The organism is Candidatus Kaelpia aquatica (assembly GCA_030765335.1).
Lineage (GTDB): Bacteria > Omnitrophota > Gorgyraeia > Kaelpiales > Kaelpiaceae > Kaelpia > Kaelpia aquatica.
Map to the genome: position 1 here is coordinate 40,731 of JAVCCU010000014.1, position 18,620 is coordinate 59,350.

15 protein-coding genes are annotated in these 18,620 nt (G+C 36.7%); all 15 read right to left on the bottom strand.

The annotated features are described in order from the left end of the window. Positions 1 to 36 precede the first annotated feature (36 nt). Positions 37 to 2,076, bottom strand: a complete 2,040-nt coding sequence (fusA, locus tag P9X27_02290; protein ID MDP8253207.1) for an elongation factor G — start codon at positions 2,074 to 2,076, stop codon at positions 37 to 39. A gap of 97 nt (positions 2,077 to 2,173) precedes the next feature. Continuing rightward, positions 2,174 to 5,461 carry a hypothetical protein gene (locus tag P9X27_02295; protein ID MDP8253208.1) on the bottom strand — a complete coding sequence of 1,096 codons (3,288 nt, stop codon included), beginning with the start codon at positions 5,459 to 5,461 and terminating at the stop codon, positions 2,174 to 2,176. Positions 5,462 to 5,605: 144 nt separating this feature from the next. Then, positions 5,606 to 6,973 carry a hypothetical protein gene (locus P9X27_02300; GenBank protein MDP8253209.1) on the bottom strand — a complete coding sequence of 456 codons (1,368 nt, stop codon included), beginning with the start codon at positions 6,971 to 6,973 and terminating at the stop codon, positions 5,606 to 5,608. Positions 6,974 to 7,010: 37 nt separating this feature from the next. Further along, positions 7,011 to 9,275: a helix-turn-helix transcriptional regulator gene (locus P9X27_02305; GenBank protein ID MDP8253210.1), complete on the bottom strand. Its 2,265-nt coding sequence runs from the start codon at positions 9,273 to 9,275 to the stop codon at positions 7,011 to 7,013. Between the two features lie 88 nt (positions 9,276 to 9,363). Further along, a complete protein-coding gene (locus tag P9X27_02310; protein MDP8253211.1) occupies positions 9,364 to 10,254 on the bottom strand; it encodes an NAD(P)H-hydrate dehydratase in 891 nt (296 codons plus the stop codon). Further along, a complete protein-coding gene (gene acpS, locus P9X27_02315) occupies positions 10,254 to 10,628 on the bottom strand; it encodes a holo-ACP synthase (GenBank protein ID MDP8253212.1) in 375 nt (124 codons plus the stop codon). Before acpS ends, P9X27_02310 begins: the two co-directional genes overlap by 1 nt. Next, positions 10,625 to 11,335, bottom strand: coding sequence for a pyridoxine 5'-phosphate synthase (locus P9X27_02320; GenBank protein ID MDP8253213.1), 711 nt, complete (start codon positions 11,333 to 11,335; stop codon positions 10,625 to 10,627). The genes acpS and P9X27_02320 overlap by 4 nt, the downstream gene beginning before the upstream one ends. 5 nt (positions 11,336 to 11,340) lie before the next feature. Continuing rightward, positions 11,341 to 11,763 (bottom strand): YbbR-like domain-containing protein, encoded by a 423-nt coding sequence (locus P9X27_02325; GenBank protein MDP8253214.1) that lies wholly within the window; start codon positions 11,761 to 11,763, stop codon positions 11,341 to 11,343. Beyond that, positions 11,741 to 12,541 carry a diadenylate cyclase CdaA gene (gene cdaA, locus P9X27_02330; GenBank protein MDP8253215.1) on the bottom strand — a complete coding sequence of 267 codons (801 nt, stop codon included), beginning with the start codon at positions 12,539 to 12,541 and terminating at the stop codon, positions 11,741 to 11,743. Before cdaA ends, P9X27_02325 begins: the two co-directional genes overlap by 23 nt. Continuing rightward, on the bottom strand, positions 12,538 to 13,731 hold the full coding sequence (folP, locus tag P9X27_02335) for a dihydropteroate synthase (protein ID MDP8253216.1): 1,194 nt from the start codon (positions 13,729 to 13,731) through the stop codon (positions 12,538 to 12,540). Before folP ends, cdaA begins: the two co-directional genes overlap by 4 nt. Further along, entirely contained in the window at positions 13,709 to 15,571 is a 1,863-nt protein-coding gene (ftsH, locus tag P9X27_02340; GenBank protein MDP8253217.1) for an ATP-dependent zinc metalloprotease FtsH, read from the bottom strand. Before ftsH ends, folP begins: the two co-directional genes overlap by 23 nt. 6 nt (positions 15,572 to 15,577) lie before the next feature. Then, a complete protein-coding gene (tilS, locus tag P9X27_02345; GenBank protein ID MDP8253218.1) occupies positions 15,578 to 16,567 on the bottom strand; it encodes a tRNA lysidine(34) synthetase TilS in 990 nt (329 codons plus the stop codon). A gap of 119 nt (positions 16,568 to 16,686) precedes the next feature. Next, the gene (locus P9X27_02350) at positions 16,687 to 17,034 is read right to left on the bottom strand and encodes a PilZ domain-containing protein (GenBank protein MDP8253219.1); all 348 of its coding nucleotides are present in this window, start codon (positions 17,032 to 17,034) and stop codon (positions 16,687 to 16,689) included. 185 nt (positions 17,035 to 17,219) lie between these two features. After that, the gene (locus tag P9X27_02355) at positions 17,220 to 17,369 is read right to left on the bottom strand and encodes a hypothetical protein (protein ID MDP8253220.1); all 150 of its coding nucleotides are present in this window, start codon (positions 17,367 to 17,369) and stop codon (positions 17,220 to 17,222) included. 291 nt (positions 17,370 to 17,660) lie between these two features. Then, positions 17,661 to 18,347 carry a hypothetical protein gene (locus P9X27_02360; GenBank protein MDP8253221.1) on the bottom strand — a complete coding sequence of 229 codons (687 nt, stop codon included), beginning with the start codon at positions 18,345 to 18,347 and terminating at the stop codon, positions 17,661 to 17,663. Between the last annotated feature and the right edge of the window lie 273 nt (positions 18,348 to 18,620).

Sequence of the window (18,620 nt, forward strand, 5' to 3'; positions counted from 1 at the left end):
AATTATATCAACCGAAATATTAAGAAGCAACATAACTTATTCTTCTTTATCATCAATCTTAGACTGCCGTACTATTTTTTCAGCTTCTTTTTGGGGCACAATCTCATAATGAGAAAATTCCATAGCATAACAACCCCTTCCGCCGGTAATAGAGCGTAGCTCAGAGCCAAACTTAAACATCTCAGCCATAGGGACCTGCGCCTTGATATTCTCCATGCCGCCTTTAGCCTCAACCCCAGCAACCCTTCCCCTTTTTGAGCTTATATCACCGCTAACATGGCCCATAAACTCATCAGGCACAGTTATCTCAACATCCATTATAGGTTCAAGCAAAACCATCCCAGAGTTCTTAGCAGCACTTTTAAAAGCCATAGATCCTGCAATCTGAAACGCCATATCAGACGAATCTACCGGATGATAAGAACCATCATAAAGCGTGACCCTAACGTCTACGACAGGGCATCCTGTAAAGACACCCTCTTTCATAGCTTTCTTGACACCTTTCTCTACTGCAGGTATATAGGACTTAGGAACGACACCGCCTACAATAGCATTGACAAACTCAAACCCTTTATCTCTCTCTAAGGGTTCTAGCCTAATCCAGGCATCACCATACTGACCACGGCCGCCCGTCTGCCTCTTGTACCTACCTTGCGCTTCCGATAGCTTAGTCATAGTCTCACGGTAAGGCACTTTAGGAGCGCTTAGCTCTACATCAACACCAAACCTCTCACTTAACCTGCCAACCATAACATCCAAGTGCAGATCGCCTAACCCTGATATCAAAAGCTCTTTTGTCTGCTCTTCTCTAGAAACCTTAAAAGTTGGATCTTCAAAACTAAGCCTATGCAAGGCTTCCATTATCTTCTCTTCATCCTCTCTAGATTTAGGTTTTACTGAAGAACACATCGGAGAAGCAGGGTAATCTATTGAATCAAATACAACTTTTTCCTTCTCATCACAGACAGTATCACCTGTATTTGTGTTTTTAAGCTTCGCAACTGCAACTATCTCCCCGCAAAAAGCAGATGTAACAGCGCTCTGATCCTTGCCTTGAATTTTTAAAATCTTCGTTATCTTCTCTTTAGATCCATTGCTAGAGTTAAAAAACGAAGAGTCAGAATCAAGTTTTCCAGAAAATATTCTAAATACAGTAAGCTGCCCCACGTAGGCATCATATATGGTTTTAAAGACAAAGGCACTGAAAGGCTCCTTAAGATCCGGCTCTCTCTCTACTTCGTCATCGCTCTCAGGCTTATTACCTATTAAAACACCTAATTCATCAGGTGAAGGAAGAAGATTAACAACGGCTTTAGTTAAGGCCTCTACTCCAATCTGGTCTTTTAAAGCAGAGCCAAAGAAAACAGGGATTAAAGTCCCTGCTCTAACGGCTTTTTTAAGACCCTGAGATACCTCCTCTTCTGTCAATTCCACTCCTTCAAGATAACGCTCCAGTAGCGCATCGTCTGATTCTGCAGCAAAATCAACAATACCCTTATATATCTCATCTAATTTAGATTTAATGGATTCTGGAGCATCGGCAGAATTAAATACACTATGAATTCCTGTCAACCCATCACCCATAGCATTGGGTAGATTAAATGGAATACAAATTGAACCAAATTTCTCTTTTATCTCATTTATAAGAGCATCTAAATCTGTATCTTCTTTATCACATTTATTAACGAAAATAATCGCAGGCTTATTTGCCTTGCGAGCATACTTAAAACTTCTCTCGGTACCAACCTCAACACCTGAATGAGATCCGACTGTAAGAATAACTGAGTCAGCCGCTCTTAAAGCAGCCAACGTATCGCCTGCAAAATCGGCATATCCGGGAGCATCAAGAATATTTATTAACTTAGAATCCTGAATAATATTAAAAACCGAAGTGTTTATAGATATCCTTTTTTTTATCTCATCTGGCGCAAAATCACTACTGGTGCTACCATCTTCTACGCGCCCAAGTCTACTGATGGCTCCATTTTTATAGAGTATGGCTTCAACTAATGTGGATTTACCTGAAGAAGAGTGACCTAGAATAGCGATATTTCTAATATCCTTGACTTCCTGCATATCTTATCCTCCTTCTAGATTTGGCTGGTTAGATAATTACAATAAATGGTATAAAAAGGAGCTTACTTTGTCAAGGAATGAAATAGGCATGCAGCTTCTACCACCACCAAGGGAGAAAATCATAACCGGCAGTATTAAGAGTTACAAGATCCTGATAAAGGTTGACGCTGCAGAATGACAACGAACCGCATGTTGACATATAAGTATTTAAATCAATAGTAGTCTTTTCAAAGAGAGATGCAGGCATAAAACCATCGTCTTGAGGTTCAATACATACCCAATTATTAATATCATATTTACCAACATCAAATGGCAGATCGCCAACATAGATAGCATTAAAAGCATGTCCTATGCTACCATCTCCCATATTACCAAGACTATTAGCCATACGTATAGGCAGCCCATAGCTTAAGCTCTCATAATAAGGGTTAATTCCACCTTCTAAATCATAGAGCTCATCTCTACCATCAACAAAATCATCCACTTCATATATAAGAGAGTTTATCATTAACTGTTTAGCAAAATGGCGACATAGGAACCCATAGCCAAAAGATGTTATATATGTTCGTTCATCTGTAAAATCACCTTTTAAAACCAACTTAAGATACTCTATTCTTTCACTTTTATTTTTAAGATTATACCACCAGCCTTCTTGAGACGGGATACCTGTATTTAAAATAGCAGCCATCTCTAACTTAGAGACGCCATCACCTAGTAAAGAATCTTTCATTTTAGATCTCACTATTAAAGTATTACCGCTACTTTTAAATAAGTACTCCTTTAAAAATTCTGCATCTTTTACATAATATAGAGCAACAGCGCGCGTTAAAGAATACCTATAATTAGAACTCAGTACATTTAAACTGTCTAAACCTCTTCTATTCTGAGATTCCACCAAACTCTTTAAATTTCTTAAATCAATGCTAGAATCAACCTCGCTAGGATCAAAAGCTGTTATTATATCAACTGCTAAATTTTGCAAAACTCTATTTTCATTATTCAATAATCTACTCAAAACAGGAATAAAGGAAGGGTTGCCAACTCTAATTAAAGCATTCTTTATATTATCTACATAGTAATTATTGCTTATAACCTCAGGTAACATAAGAGCATCTATTAAAGGGTTAACAGAGAGATCTTTTATTTTAGCTAGAGCTTCAATGCCTAATTCGACAAGTTCGCTGTCCCCGCTGCTTAATATGTCTTTAACAATAGGCTCTACTGCTGATTTACCAATGGAATATAGAGTTTTAAAAGCAAGTTCTCTTGCTGTTGAATCATTGCTTATCAACAATCTTCTAATTAAAGGCTCTACCACAGAGGAACTGCCATATGCAGCCATAATATCAGAAGCTATACCAGCAGCCTCTGAGCCAGCATTATTAAACAAGAAATCAATTAAAGAATAATCTGCTTGCAAGCCTAAATATAAAAATGCGTTTCCTAAATAAAATCTACTAACATTACCTTTATTTTCTATTGCTGCAGCAACAAAACGGTCTGTAATACTCTTTGGTAAAACCATTGCAGCCAAAGCTTGAGCAGCCATATCTCTATCTAATCCTTCTAATTCTTCAATCTCAAAACACACTCGTATTAAAGCTTCTGCTGAACGCAAATCTGCTGCATCCATCAAATCCATTGCTGCATCAAAACGAATATAGCCCTCATCAGCGTAAATAATATCAGAAATATCCTGAGCTAACTCCAAATCGTATTCTGTACCCAATTCTCCTATTTGTTGCATAATAAAATGTCTCTGTTCACTGCTGGACTCGTCAATCATCATTGCTATCAGCTGATTAACATTATCAGACTCTGGAATATTTGAGCTCCCCGCAGGATCTTGCTCTAAAGATCTAACAGCTGCATCTATCGTTCTACCATTAACAGAAACCTCTACTCTGCCATCGACTTCATTATATGCTAAAGAATAGTTTTTATCCCAAATTACTGAAGACAATAGGACTGTCTCTATCGTTCTAGATGCACTATCCATGTAGTCAATCCTATTCCCATCATCACTTATAAGTATATCCATAACATTATCTAAGTGTTTCTCATAACGAGCCACTAACACTGAAGAGTCGCCACTAACTAGCTCAATAGAGCTGTTATCTAGTTCAATCTGACTAGGAATATTACCACTAGGAAGTGTAGACCTGCTAGCCCATACTTCTTTAACAATATTATTTGTCTCTTTATTATAATAAGTCTTTTCAAAATCAACTGATCCAGCATCTACATTGAAACCTTGGGAAAGATCCCCTGCTTGCCATTCTACTGTATTTCCATCTGAATATACTTCCAATACTAGATCCCCATAAACATCTGTAGCATATTCTACAGAATACAACCTATCCCATGCTTTTAATCTAACTACCATATCTAATATCTCTACTGAGTTCTTGGTATAATATCCTGTTATCTTATCGGGATCATCTCTGTCATAACTAGGTGTAACTACACCATCAATAACTTTTAACTCAGTTAGAAACAAGCCGTCTACTAGATTTAAATCAAACGTTATACCGTCTACAGTAATTTTAGATGGTATCTGAGATCTGTCTATATCATCAGACAGAACCTGCCAACCACCTATAATAATACATTGATTATCTGCATCATAATAAGGAGTAGTATTGGATGTTGCCGTAAAATCTAAAAGTAGGTCCTCAGGATCATCATCCATTAATCTATCTATATGATTAATAATACTTGAGTGTTGTTCAGAAAATAATAGAGTAGCAACTGAATTTAAATTTAAAGTTTGATCATTTAAATCGACAAGTAGCATACCTTCTTTACTCATAATATTTCTATAATCCAAAGTATAAGACTTATCCCACTCGGTAAATTTGACAAAATTACCGCCTCCATCTGATGTACGATAGCTAACTATCTCACTGTCTCCATCTCTGTCATAGTCGCCTAATTCTATTTCAATAACATCATTTATCCTTTTCTGCTCTTTAAGTCTAAACTTATATGTCTCATCTCCTATTTTCTTTTCACGTATAACCTTATTTACTTGATCCATATTCATACCAAGCAACATCGCTTCCATCTCTACTCGCAAAGCCCATAACGGATCACAACACTCCCAAATATTTTGAACCAAGCTACCGCTAAGATCATCATAATAAAGCTCATAGCGCAGATCACCCTCTATGGGAGCACTCTCGATATTCCATTCATCATTCCATCCATCAGAGACCATGCTTAAAGTATTTTCTCCTTGATAAGATCCTATGCCCTGAGATACAGGAATAATGCCAGAACTCTGACTACCAACAGGACCAGTAAACCCAACCACTGTTGATTGGAAGATAAATATACATATAAATGCTGTAGCAAAAATTGATTTTCTGTTTTCTATTATCATTATATTTTAAACAATTAAATTAACATCTATATTTTGTATACATAATTTATGCCATTATATATAATTTATACCATATTAAACACTTTTATCAAAATTTTTAAAAGCAACAATCAATATTAATCAGTGGTACTTAAAAACTAAACACTAGGGTCTGCTGGAAGCTTGAAGATGCTGCAGCTCTAACCGTCTAATCTGGTAGATCTTAAATAACTGATCTAACAAGTGGATGCTAGGCTCAATATTTCTTCTCACATTAAGTCTCCAAAATAGAGACATAATTTGATTATGGACTATATTAGACTTCGAGCTACTAGATAATTCTATTCCCAAATCTATATCTTTTACAGCCTGCGGACTAACGCCAAATCTTAACATTAACATCTTTTTTTGCTTATCACTAAAAGCAGACAATGATTCTTCTAGGTTCACAACTAAGTTATTTAACTCTGCAACATAGAGCTCGTAGATGCTACTTAGAGCTTCACTTCTATCTCTGTCTCTAATTAACATCTCAATAGGTAAAATACCTGAATCTGGATAATCAGATTTCTGCCTACCCTCTACTACCCACTCATAAGGCAAATGGACATAAATAAGATATGGCAAATAGGGCACAAACTCACCCTCTCTAAGCCTGTCATACCAATTCCCATATATGTCTCCCATAAGAGTCATCCCTATATGCAGCAAATCTCTATCTTCTTCTGTATCATAACCTGCATATTCTACAAAAACTTCCTCAACCAACCTTGTTCTTAAATCTGGTTTTTCACCAAAAAGATTCCACAAACTATTAAAACCTGCCTTTGAAACTTCTTCCTCAGTAAGAGTTATAGAGACTGTATTTTCAGATAAATCGTAGCGAATGTCAGTCTTTTCTCCTTTTGATATTTTTATTTCCCTAAAACTTGCATATAATTCTGTCAACCCGCAAGCATGTAAAGCAGCCAAGAATTTAGCTCTAAAAAGCTCTCTGGATTCAGTTTCTAAGCTAACATCTAAAGCAATATTTATATCTCTAAATGCATCCATGCTTAACAAGGTATTGATTTCTTGTTTTACTGTAGGAGCAACATCTATTAGTTCTTGAGATTCATACTGTGCTCGATAAAGCTCCTTTACTGCAACTAGAAGCATTATATTATCCCTGCTATTAAAAGTATCTTTGAAATGATATTTATATGGCGACCAGCCTTTACTTCTACTGAGAAACATACCTTCTTCAACTTCTAGAACTCCAAACTCAACCAAGCATTTTAATCTCTGGTTAGCTGTTCCTTGTGCCCACCCAAACAGAGACTGCACATCTTCTCTGGTAAATTCAGTTTGATCATAATTATCAAATAGAGCTATTGCAAATCCATGCATAGTGGATGGGGTCCTAACAACCTTTATTCTTCTTGTTGTATCTATATTTCTAAAATAAAAATTAGCATAACAATTAAATAAAAGAGGTAGAGCTAGGCAAATTAATAACCCTTCTTTAAAAAATCTATTTTTATCTATTTTCATTTTAAATATTAAAATATAGCTACCTAAAACACCATCTCTATGGTTGCAGCTGAAGAGGATCTAAATCTAAAATTGAACTTAAAGCCTCCACCAATGTCTGTGGCAAAGGAACAACACCTCTTTCGTATACTCCAGAAATTAAACGAGAAGCATGGCTACCGATATCAAATTCGCTATCTACTATTATTCTCCCAAGCTCTATCAGTGAATACCCTTTAACCAGGCGAGCTAATCTCAATCTTTCTCCAATAATAACTTGCTTACCCCACCTTTTAAACTCTAAAGGCGATATAAGTATTTTTAAATTTTCTGTTTCTAAAGCCATATCCTTTTCACTGCCAGTAAGTAATTCCCATGCATCCATATTAAGCATCTCAGCAAAGGTTGGAAGATTAATTCTGATATCAAACTCTCCTCTTTCTAAACTCATCAGGGTGTAGGAACTCCACCCCACTAAATCTGCTAAATCTTTAGACGATAACCCTAACTCTTCTCTCCTAGACTTAATTCTAGCTCCTATAAAACTTACCGGTCCAATATGCTCTATCTCTAATATTGCTACATCTGGAATTATTACTTCCTGCAATAGCTCGATGTTGATATTAATTTCAAAAGCTAAATCAGCTATATTGTCTTGAGGCACATTTTTTCTTCCTCTCTCCCAAGCACTAAGCTCTGAAGGACTAACACCTAACGTTTCTGCTAGCTCTTCCTGTGTTCTTCCCTGTGCAATCCTACTTAAAATAATCCTTTCTCCAATAATTCTGTTCTCTCCCCATAAAGCAATCTCTATAAGTGGAATCCTTGGAATAATATTTTCTACCTCTAAAGCCTCTTCTCTAAGCATGCCTTGAAGCAAATACCAAACATCTATATCAAGCGCCTGAGCAATAACAGGAGCATTGCGAGGAGAATAAATATTCTGATCACTTTCCAGTCCATAGACAGTATTTAATTGATTACTTGCCATCTGTGACAATCGCTCCGGAGTTAACCCTCTAAATTCCCTTACTAAAGTTATTCTTTCACCAAAAGTTAAAGAATTTCTTAACTGCAACAGAAGATCAGAATCATCCGCTGAGACTATAAAAATAGGAGTTTTAATCTCTTTAAAACTATCTGCTTCTTGGAATATACCTAATTGTCTAAAAAGCTTGGTAACTATAGCTTCTTTTTCTACCAAAGAAGCTACGTCCGATCCACTTAGTTCTTCTTTTAGCTGTCCCCAAAGCAAGTTAGCAGCCTTAAGCCAATCTCCTTCTTGATTATAAAATTCCCAAAAACTTCTATTAATACCTGAAACTCCACCATTAAAAGCTTGACATATTTTTCTTGGATTCTCCAATGAAGATACTGATTCTCCAAAAAATTTAGTTAGTACACTATAAGCTGTAAACTCAGAACTTTCAAATAAACCAATATAAGCCACAAATGTTGGATTAGCATATAAAGAACTGAAGTCTAGATCTAAGAAATCTGGCAATACCATTGATTCATCACTCAATCTTTCTTGTAATGCAATTGTATTTCTAATAAAGTTAGTGGCTAAATCTTTAAAAACAATAAATGCATCCTCTGTTTTCTTGTCAGCTTGAAATTCTAGAAGACTATTCATTATTTGGGCTTTATATCTATCAAATCTCTCTAAATAAAGAGCTATCTGCCTATCTTCATTAGCTAAAACTGTCAATATTTCTCTTTGGCTAGCAACCTCTTCCATTTTGGTTGAAATATAACCATAGCCATAAGTTAATACTTTTTCCATTGCCTCTACTTTCTTCTGATGAAGTAAAACTCCAGCCTTATATTTCTCTAAGCGATTATAATTACTAATATGATGAGTTAATTCTTCGTTAAAATCACCGCCTATCAATTCTATTTTTCCTTTTAAAAGATCTAAAATTTGTAAACAACTATAAGTGAAAGTCCCCTTATAACTAGAAGCATATCTTAGCATTTGACCGTTTTTGCTTGGGAAAAACACCATATAAGCCTGAGCTTGGCCTGTTACTTCATCGCTCATCCTTAAGGTAAGAAATATTTTAGATTCTTCCAAGTAAGGGTTAGATAAATTTTGCTCAAAATGAACTGCTTCTATTACAATTTGACGCCCTTCTTCTATGAACTTAATAGTTGGTATTGATGCTCCGTTTAATATCGCTTCGACATTAGCCAAAGCTACTTCTGGTGTAACATAAACTTCCATTATTCTTCTGCTAAAAGCAGTTTCAGGATAAAATAAAACTAACCCCATTATTGCAAAATAAAAGAATGTAATATTTTTTAACCTAAGATACTTCATAATATTGATTTAGCCCCCGCCTAATTTTCTTTTACTATTTATACCAGAAAACTGGAAACATTACAAATAAAATAGTGTTTTTATATTATCAAGAACGATTAAGGCTTGTATGTTCAAGCTCTTTAAACGCAACTGGCAAAAAATCAACAATATCTGATGCTAATAGAGATATTTCGGTCTTTTGCTCTCTAGTTAAATCACCTGCTCGCCCATGAACATAGACTCCTAAACAAGCAGCCTCATAATCAGAGAGACCCTGGGCTCTTAAAGAAGCTGCTATACCTGATAAAACATCACCACTTCCGGCTGTTGCCATACCAGGATTACCGCTATCGTTTACATAGCTATCGCCATTAGGACTGACAACGAGAGTATTATGACCTTTAAGAATAAGTGTAAGATTAAATTTTTTAGCGAAATCTTTAGCAATAGCATCTCTATTATTTTTAATCTTATCTATCTTTATATTCGAGATTCCTGAGAACTCACCAAGATGCGGTGTTAAGATGAGAGATCCGCTCTTTCTCTTTTTTAACAATCTAGTTCTTCCTGCAAAAGAGTTAATGCCATCTGCATCAAGTATAACAGGGATGCTAATCTCAGTTAAAAGCTTTTGCGTTAAACTCTTGGTCTGCTTATCTTTTGACAAACCAGGCCCTATTAATACTACATCAGATTTTTTTAACAGCAACCTAATCTGCTTTAATGCAGCAAGACTAACACTGCCACTCTTTGTCTCTTTCAAAGGAACTGTAATAACCTCGGTCAATCTCTCTTGAACTATACTACTTAAGCTTTGTGGTATCCCTAGGTAGGCAAGACCAGCTCCGGATCTTAGAGATGCTAGTGATGCTAATATTGCTGCACCGCTCATGCCCTTTGAACCTGCGAGAATTAAGACTTTACCGTAATCACCTTTATGGCTATCTTTTTCCCTAGGATATATCTTCTTGAAATAACTTAATATCTTATCCTGCATCAGTCTTCCTGCAACAATATAGCATTGGCAACTGCATAATTGTCTGTATGGGAGATACTGAGTACTATCGTTACTCCAAAATCAAGGCTAAAACTTAATCTCACACCCGGAGAACCATTCTCCTGATTATATATTGAGATATCTTTCCACTCGGGAATGATTCTAGGATCATAGGAGTTTAACGCCTTATAGATTGCTTCTTTTGCTGCAACTCTAGCTGCAAGAGATTGATAGTAACTCTTACCTTTACTCTCTAATTCACCAGTCTCTTCTAAGGTTAATATCTTCCTTAAAAACCTATCTTTAAATCTCAGATAGATCTCCTTTACCCTCTTAACTTCGACTATATCTATACCAGTGGCCAATATCTTCATTTTATAAGTTTAAGCATCTCTACTACCGCAGATTCAATTCCTGAAAAGATTGCTCTTGATATTATTGAATGTCCTATATTTAAGGACTCAATTCCTTCTATTTTAACGATCTCAGATACATTCTCATAGTTAAGACCGTGCCCAGCATTAACTTTAAGATTAAGATATTTTGCAATCTCAACCCCTGTCACTATTTTGTCTAGCTCCTCCCTATAAAAACCTTTCTTAAAAGCCTCAGCAAAAGAACCGGTATGGATCTCTATATAATCAGCACCGACTTTAGACGAAACCTCTATCTGCTCTCTATCCGGATCTATAAAAAGACTTACTCTTATATTGTTTTTCTTAAATTCCGGAATAATATCGGCAAGCCTATTCTGGTGAGCTAAGACATCAAGACCTCCCTCTGTTGTCAACTCCTCTCTCCTCTCAGGAACAAGAGTCACTTCATCAGGCTTAACATCTAAAGCCACCCTAACAATATCTTCTGCGATTGACATTTCCATGTTGAAAGTTGTCTTAACATTGATCTTTATCTCTCTTATGTCAGAGTCATTGATATGCCTTCGGTCTTCTCTTAGATGCGCTACTATAGAATCACAGCCGGACTTCTCGGCTATCAGAAGAGCTTTGATAGGATTTGGTTCGTCTCCTCCCCGCGCCTCTCTAACTGTTGCAACATGATCTATATTTAAACCTAACCTCATTGATTTTACCGTAATGACACAATAGGAATCTCTACAGTTACTGTTTTAGAACTTATTATGATAGCATTCTCTAAAGCCAGGAGCGGAACTGATAACACCTGGGTATGAGTAAATTTCCGCACATCTATCTCTTGAGTTGCAACCTCTGCAATATTCATAATATCATCTTTCTTGCCCATAATTATCACTCTCTCTGGAGTAAGACTTATATTCGATTTTAAAACTTTATATCCTTCAGGAGGCTCTCCTTTTATAGAGGCCTTAATCGGAACTACCTTTGAAATTACATCTTCTAGGAGCTCTTTCTCTCCAAATCCAATACCTTTAATTCCTATCTCTCCTTGGACATAGAGGTAGGTAGTTACAGCGAGCAGTAAGGCTATTAGCTTGTATCCAAAATTGCTTTTAATTGCCGCTATCAGCTTCATATGAAGATGCTATTCTCTCCTCTTCTTCTTTTGTTATTTTTTTACTGCATAGAGCCAGCAATTTACCTCCTAACTCTTCAGCGCTTAGATTCTGGTACAACTCTCCTCTCAATGCCAAAGATACGTCTCCGGTCTCCTCGGAGACAACCACGATAACCGCATCAGTCTCTTCACTTAAACCTATAGCAGACCTATGGCGAGTACCTACGCTTTTAAGCAGATTTTGATTTTGAGTCAAAGGAAAAAGACATGATGCCGTTTTTATTTTACTAGACTCAATAACAACTCCCCCGTCATGTAGAGGATTATAAGGAGTAAAGATAGCCACTAACAACTCTGAGCTTATAGCGCTGTCTAAAGAAACACCCGACTCTATAAAAGGATCTAAATTTACCTGGCGTTGTATTGCAATAAGTGCACCGATATTTCTTTTTGCTAAAGTATAAGATGCTTTTACTATTTCATCTATTGCCCTCTCTTCTCCTACGACAAGAGTAAATGGTGAATACTCCCCCAATCTTGCCAATCCACGCCTAAGTTCAGGCTGAAATATTACTATAAATGCCAATATAGAGATAGTGAAAAGCTTTGTTAAAAGCCAATGCATAACCTCTAAATTGAATACCTGTGAAACCAAAAAAAGCACTAATACTAACAATAATCCTTTAAGAACCTGCTTACCGCGCGTTGTCTCTATAAAACGGAGAGCCTTATAATAGATAACCCACAGTACAGCAATTTCAATTAAAAAAATCGATAGAGGCGCTATATATTTCATCTTCTAATCCTGTCTATTACTCTTACTAAATCTCTTGTTTCACTAACATCGTGGACTCTTAAAATGTCCGCTCCATTTATAATAGCACAGGCATAGCTACCTAGTGAACCATATAATCTCCCGTCGATAGATTTTTTTAAAATATCGCCTATGAAAGATTTTCTGGATAACCCTATCATAATAGGTCTGCCTAAAGATTTAAACTCTCTCAAACGTTTGACTATCTCTATGTTATCCTCCACTCTCTTGCCAAAACCTATACCGGGATCTATTATGATCTTATCCCTTCTGATACCTCTTGCAACAGCTAAAGAGATCTTTTTCTCAAAGTATTCATAGATATCAGATATTACATTTCTATACTCTGGAGCTCTCTGCATCGTCTTGGGAGTTCCTTTTATATGCATAAGAACAACCGGAGCTTCATACTCCGCTAAGACTTTAGCCATTTTAGGATCATGGCCGAAGGAGGAGATATCATTTACAATATCAACTCCAGACTCAAGAGCCTCTCTTGCAACTTCTGACTTGCGCGTATCAATCGATATAGGTACTTTGACCCTTTTGCGAACTTTTTTTATTACCGGAATAACCCTCTTAAGCTCCTCATCTACCCTAACATTGCTAGATCCAGGCCTTGAAGATTCACCGCCTATATCAATAATATCAGCTCCTTGATCTACTAACCTATATACCTGATCAATAGCGCTCTTGGAATCTAAGTACCTACCTCCATCGCTGAAAGAATCAGGAGTAATATTAACAATACCCATAATACGGGTTCTATTACCAAAAGACATCTTGCTATTACCTAAGTCCAGACTAGATACCTTGCTATTAAATCTACTTAAAGACTCTTTGATTTTATCTGAAACCTCAGATAGCCCCCAAGGCTGAAGTCTTAGCTTCTTTATCAACTCCTGGTACTGCTTCTCCGTGCCCATAATGATACAGTCTGTCTTCTTCCTGCTTCCATCGATAGAACCCTTGCTTACTGCAGCATCTCCGCCATTAGACAACATCTGCTGCTTTATCACATTTGCAGAGACCGAAGCAATGCTATCTATCTTAACGATGTAAAAACTCCCCTTAGGAAGCATGATCTTAGAACCGTAAGTATCTACATTAAGCCTGGCAAACTCACTCTTGAGTTCATTAAAACTTAAATCAAGAACTCTTATCTTGCTCATCTTTCTTTTTATCTTTGATACCCAGAAGTTTTCTTATACTATCCCCCTCCAAAGTCTCCTTATCAAGAAGAGTATTGGCTAAGAGATATAACTTTTCACGGTTCTTTTCAAGCAGCTGCTTTGAGATATGATAACATTGATCTATTATGGTCTTTATCTCTTTATCAATATCCTCGGCTGTCTTCTCGCTGTAATGCTTCTCTGTAACGAGATCTCTGCCTAAAAAGACAGGCCCTGAATGCTTATCCAGCGATACATTGCCCAGTTTCTCACTCATCCCAAATACGCAGACCATATTCCTTGCAAACTTCGTTGCATTCTCAAGGTCGTTTCTGGCACCTGTTGAGATCTCACCCAATGCAAGCTCTTCTGATACTCGTCCTGCTAAAAAGACAGTGATTTTATCCAGTATATCGCCTTTGGTGTTAAAGTTTTTATCTTCACTTAAAAGTTTTGTATATCCTCCTGCCATGCCCCTTGGAATAATAGAGACTTTATGTAGCGGCTCAACATTAGGAAGAAGCAGCGACACTAAGGCATGTCCGGCTTCATGGAAAGCAGTAAGCTTCTTCTCATGCTCATTTATCACCCTTGATTTTCTCTGCGGACCTGCCATAACTCTATCTATCGCCTCATCCATCTCATCCATCGTAATCTCGTCTTTGCCCCGCCTTGCAGCCAGAAGAGCCGACTCGTTACAGAGATTAGCAAGATCAGCGCCTGAAAACCCTGAAGTCTGACGGGCAATCTTATCTAAATTAATATTATCTGAAACTTTTTTATTTCTTACATGGACTTTTAAAATATCCTCTCTCCCTTTCACGTCAGGGCTATCAACAATAATAACCCTATCAAACCTACCCGGCCTAAGCAATGCTGAGTCTAGCACATCTGGCCTGTTAGTTGCCGCAATCACTATAACACTCTCATCGGTACCAAAACCATCCATCTCAGCTAAAAGAGCATTTAAAGTCTGTTCTCTCTCATCATGCCCCCCGCCTATACCTGAAAATCTCTGACGGCCAACAGCGTCTATCTCATCTATAAATATAATACAACCCTTGCCGGTACTACGAGCATGGCGCTTAGACTGCTCAAATAAGTCTCTAACTCTTGCAGCACCTACACCAACAAACATCTCAACAAAATCTGACCCCGATAAAGACGAAAAGAGAACTCCAGCCTCCCCGCTAACAGCTTTTGCAAGGAGTGTCTTACCTGTTCCAGGAGGCCCTGTCAAAAGAACGCCTCTTGGAATCTTCCCTCCCAAGCGCTGAAATTTCTTTGGATCTGTAAGAAAGTCTATTATCTCTTTTAACTCTTCTTTTGCTTCTGTAACTCCAGCAACATCATTAAAAGTAATCTTGTCCTGCCCATCTGTCCCAAGCCTGGTTTTTATCTTTCCAAACGAGAATATCCTACCTGCTCCCCCTCTTGAACCACGGTGCAGAAACCAAAGAAAAGCGATGAAGAGTAAGATTGGACCAACAGAGAAAAGAACCTGTAATAGCAATGTTTTAGGAGGTTCTACTCTAAAATCAGATATATTCTCCCGCATAAGAGCTATGAAATCCCTATCTTCATCAGGAATCATTACTCTAAATCCGGTCCCATCTTCTAATTCACCCCTTATTAAATTCTCAGTCTTAACAACTAATCTTATATCACCAGGGCTATCTCTTAAAATCTTGTAAAACTCTGAGTATTTAAGCTCGATCTGACTTAACCCCTGGTCTACATTACCCTGCCAGAACATATAAAATAAGACCATAAGCAGAAGCCAAACCAAAAGGCTCCTGGTGCGGAATTCCATCTTTTTATCTTTTTTCTTCTTCTCCATATCTATCTACCTCCCTACGGTTATCCAAGATTTTATTTTCTTAACCCTTATCCCTCCAGGTAAATCTACTACAGAATTATCCGGACGCTCATAGATTAACGACTCTATCTCTTTCCAGTGAGAATATTCAAGCCTCTTTAGATCCCCCTTAACTACTTCAACTGCTCTCCTCGTAAGCTCAGCCATTATGTAAGGATGGAATCTTTTTAATCTATCAGTTTTTATTTTAACATAAGAAGATTCTTTTTTCACACACCTTTTGAAAGCATCTTCAATTTCAACCTCTATAAAGCCATGCAACTGCGACATATTGGAGGCAGTCTTACAGAGAAGCTCTTTGATATTTGGATTAAATTCCTTCTCAATATAAGGTATCAGCTCATGCCTCACCTTATTGCGGTTAAATTTAATATCGAAGTTACTCTTATCTATGCATGGAGATATTTTATTTTTCTCTAAATATTTTTCTATCTCTTTTCTTGAAGAAGCAAGCAAAGGCCTTACTATCTCTACTCCATTCATGTCCATCTTAAAAGATATACCCTTAAAACCCTTCAACCCCGAACCTCTGATTAGCCTCTGCAGTAAGGTTTCAGCCTGATCATCACTATTATGAGCAACAGCTATCTTGTTAAAACTTTTTCTTTTGGCTGTCGATACTAAAAACTTATACCTCTCTCTTCTTGCAATATCTTCAAGAGACCTCTTCTCTTTTTTTGAAATAAGAGGTACGTCAGATTTTTTAGTATAAAAATCGATTTTAAAATTAGATGCTAAGCTCCCTACGTATTCCTGCTCTCTATCAGACTCTCTGCGTATTCCATGATGAAAATACCCTAGAGCCATATTAAATCCTAATTCAGATCTTAACTCATTTAGGATATAGGTCATAGCAACAGAATCAGGACCACCTGATACTGCTAATAAAATACTCTCTTTCTTTTTTATAAGAGAATACTCAAATATAGTACCTCTAATCTCATCTCTTAGTTTCATATAATAAAGATTGTTTTACTAAAATTCATGGAGAAATAAAGCTGATAAAGAACTCTCATTTTACACTATAAATACAGTTAAATTTATCAAACAATAAAACAAACTATTTACAATCTAGATTATTCTTTTTCCCTCAATACTTTCCAAACATAATGAAGGATAAAATCACGCTCGCAATCTTCAATCTCGGTAAATTTAACACCTACAATATAAGGATAGCTTTTATCCTCTCTTCTCTGCGACCAAACAACACTACCTTTAGTCTGAATACTCTTATTTATCTTCTTAATATAGATACCTACTTCTAATAAAGTCTCCTGCTGTATGCCCTCTCCGGCAGAAAAACATATCCCTCCTGCGCTAATATTTTGACATAGAGCATTAATCGAAGAATCGTCTCGACCTAATACTCTATAATTAACGCTGAGAAAATCATCTAATCTTGGATACTCACGACGTTCAACCATAGTATTCAATTTACACTTTACTAGAAAAGAATCAATAAAAAAATCTAAAGACTACTAATAGTAAACAGGCTCTCCTATTGAAATTAAACTACGGATATTTTATCTCGGGATGCTCGCTAAACCAGTAACTCTACTAGTATACGCCACGACTAACTCATAAAACGACTACTAATATGCTTCCCTGCTTAGCCTTCATCTCCTCCTTCTTTATTTTTATTTTCTTCTCTTTTCTTTTTTGACCAATATACCCTTCCAAGCCAAATAATTCCTATATGTAATATTGCTACACCAATATAAAAAACAACCAGTGCAGTCATGCTAATATTTTTATACATCCTATCCCTTCCATACTTTAATTATCTTGTCCTCTTAACTATCTATTGCCTCCTAAGCGAGAATTGGCGGTGAGTGGGCTCGAACCACTGACAATACGGGTATGAGCCTGTAAAAACCTTATTACTAGTGCTTTCTTACTTAGCCTTCATCTCCTCCTTTTGGGGTTAAGTGGTTAGTATTTATAGTATTATTATACTACGGAATTAAATAGGAAAGTATAAAAAGAAAAGCCCGCCAAGCTAATAGCAGGCTTTAATCAACAAGCTAACTACGAAACACTACCTATTGTTTTACTCAGGCATTATAGCGAATTTATCTTGGTATGTCTCTATCTGACCAGATTCAAAGAAATCAAAAGAGCTACCACCAGGATTCATATAACGCACAACAAGTGTACCAGTTAAAATACCAGCATGCTTTACAGCAACGTATTCATCAAATCGTATTTTAAGCGTACTCACGAAATCTCTATCGCCCCTTTCAACTGCTTCTTCAAGTGTAACTGACGTAACTTCTCCATTAGCCCAGTTCCACCCCGACCCCTCATAGAAAACAAGATGGCCTATAGCCTCTACAGTCAACTTGATGTCGTCACCAATTCTTAATTCATTTCTAAAAATCTTATTTCCCTCTTTGTCGCAGGTCTCTGTAATGGTCGATACCACCTCTCCACTACTAATCATCTCTTCTAATCCATAGGTGTTTAATAGGTCCATGATTGGGTTTAATGCTAGCTCCCCAAAAAGCCCTGAAGCTCCTCTAATTTGATGCTCTTTTCCTGCCATACGAACTATATTTTGCAAACTGTCTTCTAGTTCATCTCTGCCTTGAATCACTGCTTCTCTCATTGGAACATCTTTATTAGCTAAAACAGATGTTATGTTTTCAATAGGCGGTGATAATACTGCTGCAATCGCCAAATTTAATACACTCACTACTAACCCTACTACTACTAAAACTATTGCTAATTTCTTCATCTTTCTACCTCCTTGTTTTACCTTTTACTTTAATCTATTTCAATTCCCCCTCCCAAGAGAAAATTATTTTCAATATATCTATATCATATTTGTACCATCAAATCAATGTTTGTCAAATAAATTTTACAAAGTTTTTAAATTGTGGGGGTAAACTATTTTTATCTACTAATAATGTTCAAAATAAAACAAGAACCAAACAATACAAAGAATTAGAAACAAAAAGTGGAAATAGCGGTGAGTGGACTCGAACCACTGACAATACGGGTATGAGCC

Excerpts from the sequence above, each read along its gene's own strand:
- fusA (MDP8253207.1), bottom strand. The coding sequence starts at position 2,076 with ATGCAGGAAGTCAAGGATATTAGAAATATCGCTATTCTAGGTCACTCT.
- P9X27_02295 (MDP8253208.1), bottom strand. The coding sequence starts at position 5,461 with ATGATAATAGAAAACAGAAAATCAATTTTTGCTACAGCATTTATATGT.
- P9X27_02300 (MDP8253209.1), bottom strand. The coding sequence starts at position 6,973 with ATGAAAATAGATAAAAATAGATTTTTTAAAGAAGGGTTATTAATTTGC.
- P9X27_02305 (MDP8253210.1), bottom strand. The coding sequence starts at position 9,275 with ATGAAGTATCTTAGGTTAAAAAATATTACATTCTTTTATTTTGCAATA.
- P9X27_02310 (MDP8253211.1), bottom strand. The coding sequence starts at position 10,254 with ATGCAGGATAAGATATTAAGTTATTTCAAGAAGATATATCCTAGGGAA.
- acpS (MDP8253212.1), bottom strand. The coding sequence starts at position 10,628 with ATGAAGATATTGGCCACTGGTATAGATATAGTCGAAGTTAAGAGGGTA.
- P9X27_02320 (MDP8253213.1), bottom strand. The coding sequence starts at position 11,335 with ATGAGGTTAGGTTTAAATATAGATCATGTTGCAACAGTTAGAGAGGCG.
- P9X27_02325 (MDP8253214.1), bottom strand. The coding sequence starts at position 11,763 with ATGAAGCTGATAGCGGCAATTAAAAGCAATTTTGGATACAAGCTAATA.
- cdaA (MDP8253215.1), bottom strand. The coding sequence starts at position 12,541 with ATGAAATATATAGCGCCTCTATCGATTTTTTTAATTGAAATTGCTGTA.
- folP (MDP8253216.1), bottom strand. The coding sequence starts at position 13,731 with ATGAGCAAGATAAGAGTTCTTGATTTAAGTTTTAATGAACTCAAGAGT.
- ftsH (MDP8253217.1), bottom strand. The coding sequence starts at position 15,571 with ATGGAGAAGAAGAAAAAAGATAAAAAGATGGAATTCCGCACCAGGAGC.
- tilS (MDP8253218.1), bottom strand. The coding sequence starts at position 16,567 with ATGAAACTAAGAGATGAGATTAGAGGTACTATATTTGAGTATTCTCTT.
- P9X27_02350 (MDP8253219.1), bottom strand. The coding sequence starts at position 17,034 with ATGGTTGAACGTCGTGAGTATCCAAGATTAGATGATTTTCTCAGCGTT.
- P9X27_02355 (MDP8253220.1), bottom strand. The coding sequence starts at position 17,369 with ATGTATAAAAATATTAGCATGACTGCACTGGTTGTTTTTTATATTGGT.
- P9X27_02360 (MDP8253221.1), bottom strand. The coding sequence starts at position 18,347 with ATGAAGAAATTAGCAATAGTTTTAGTAGTAGTAGGGTTAGTAGTGAGT.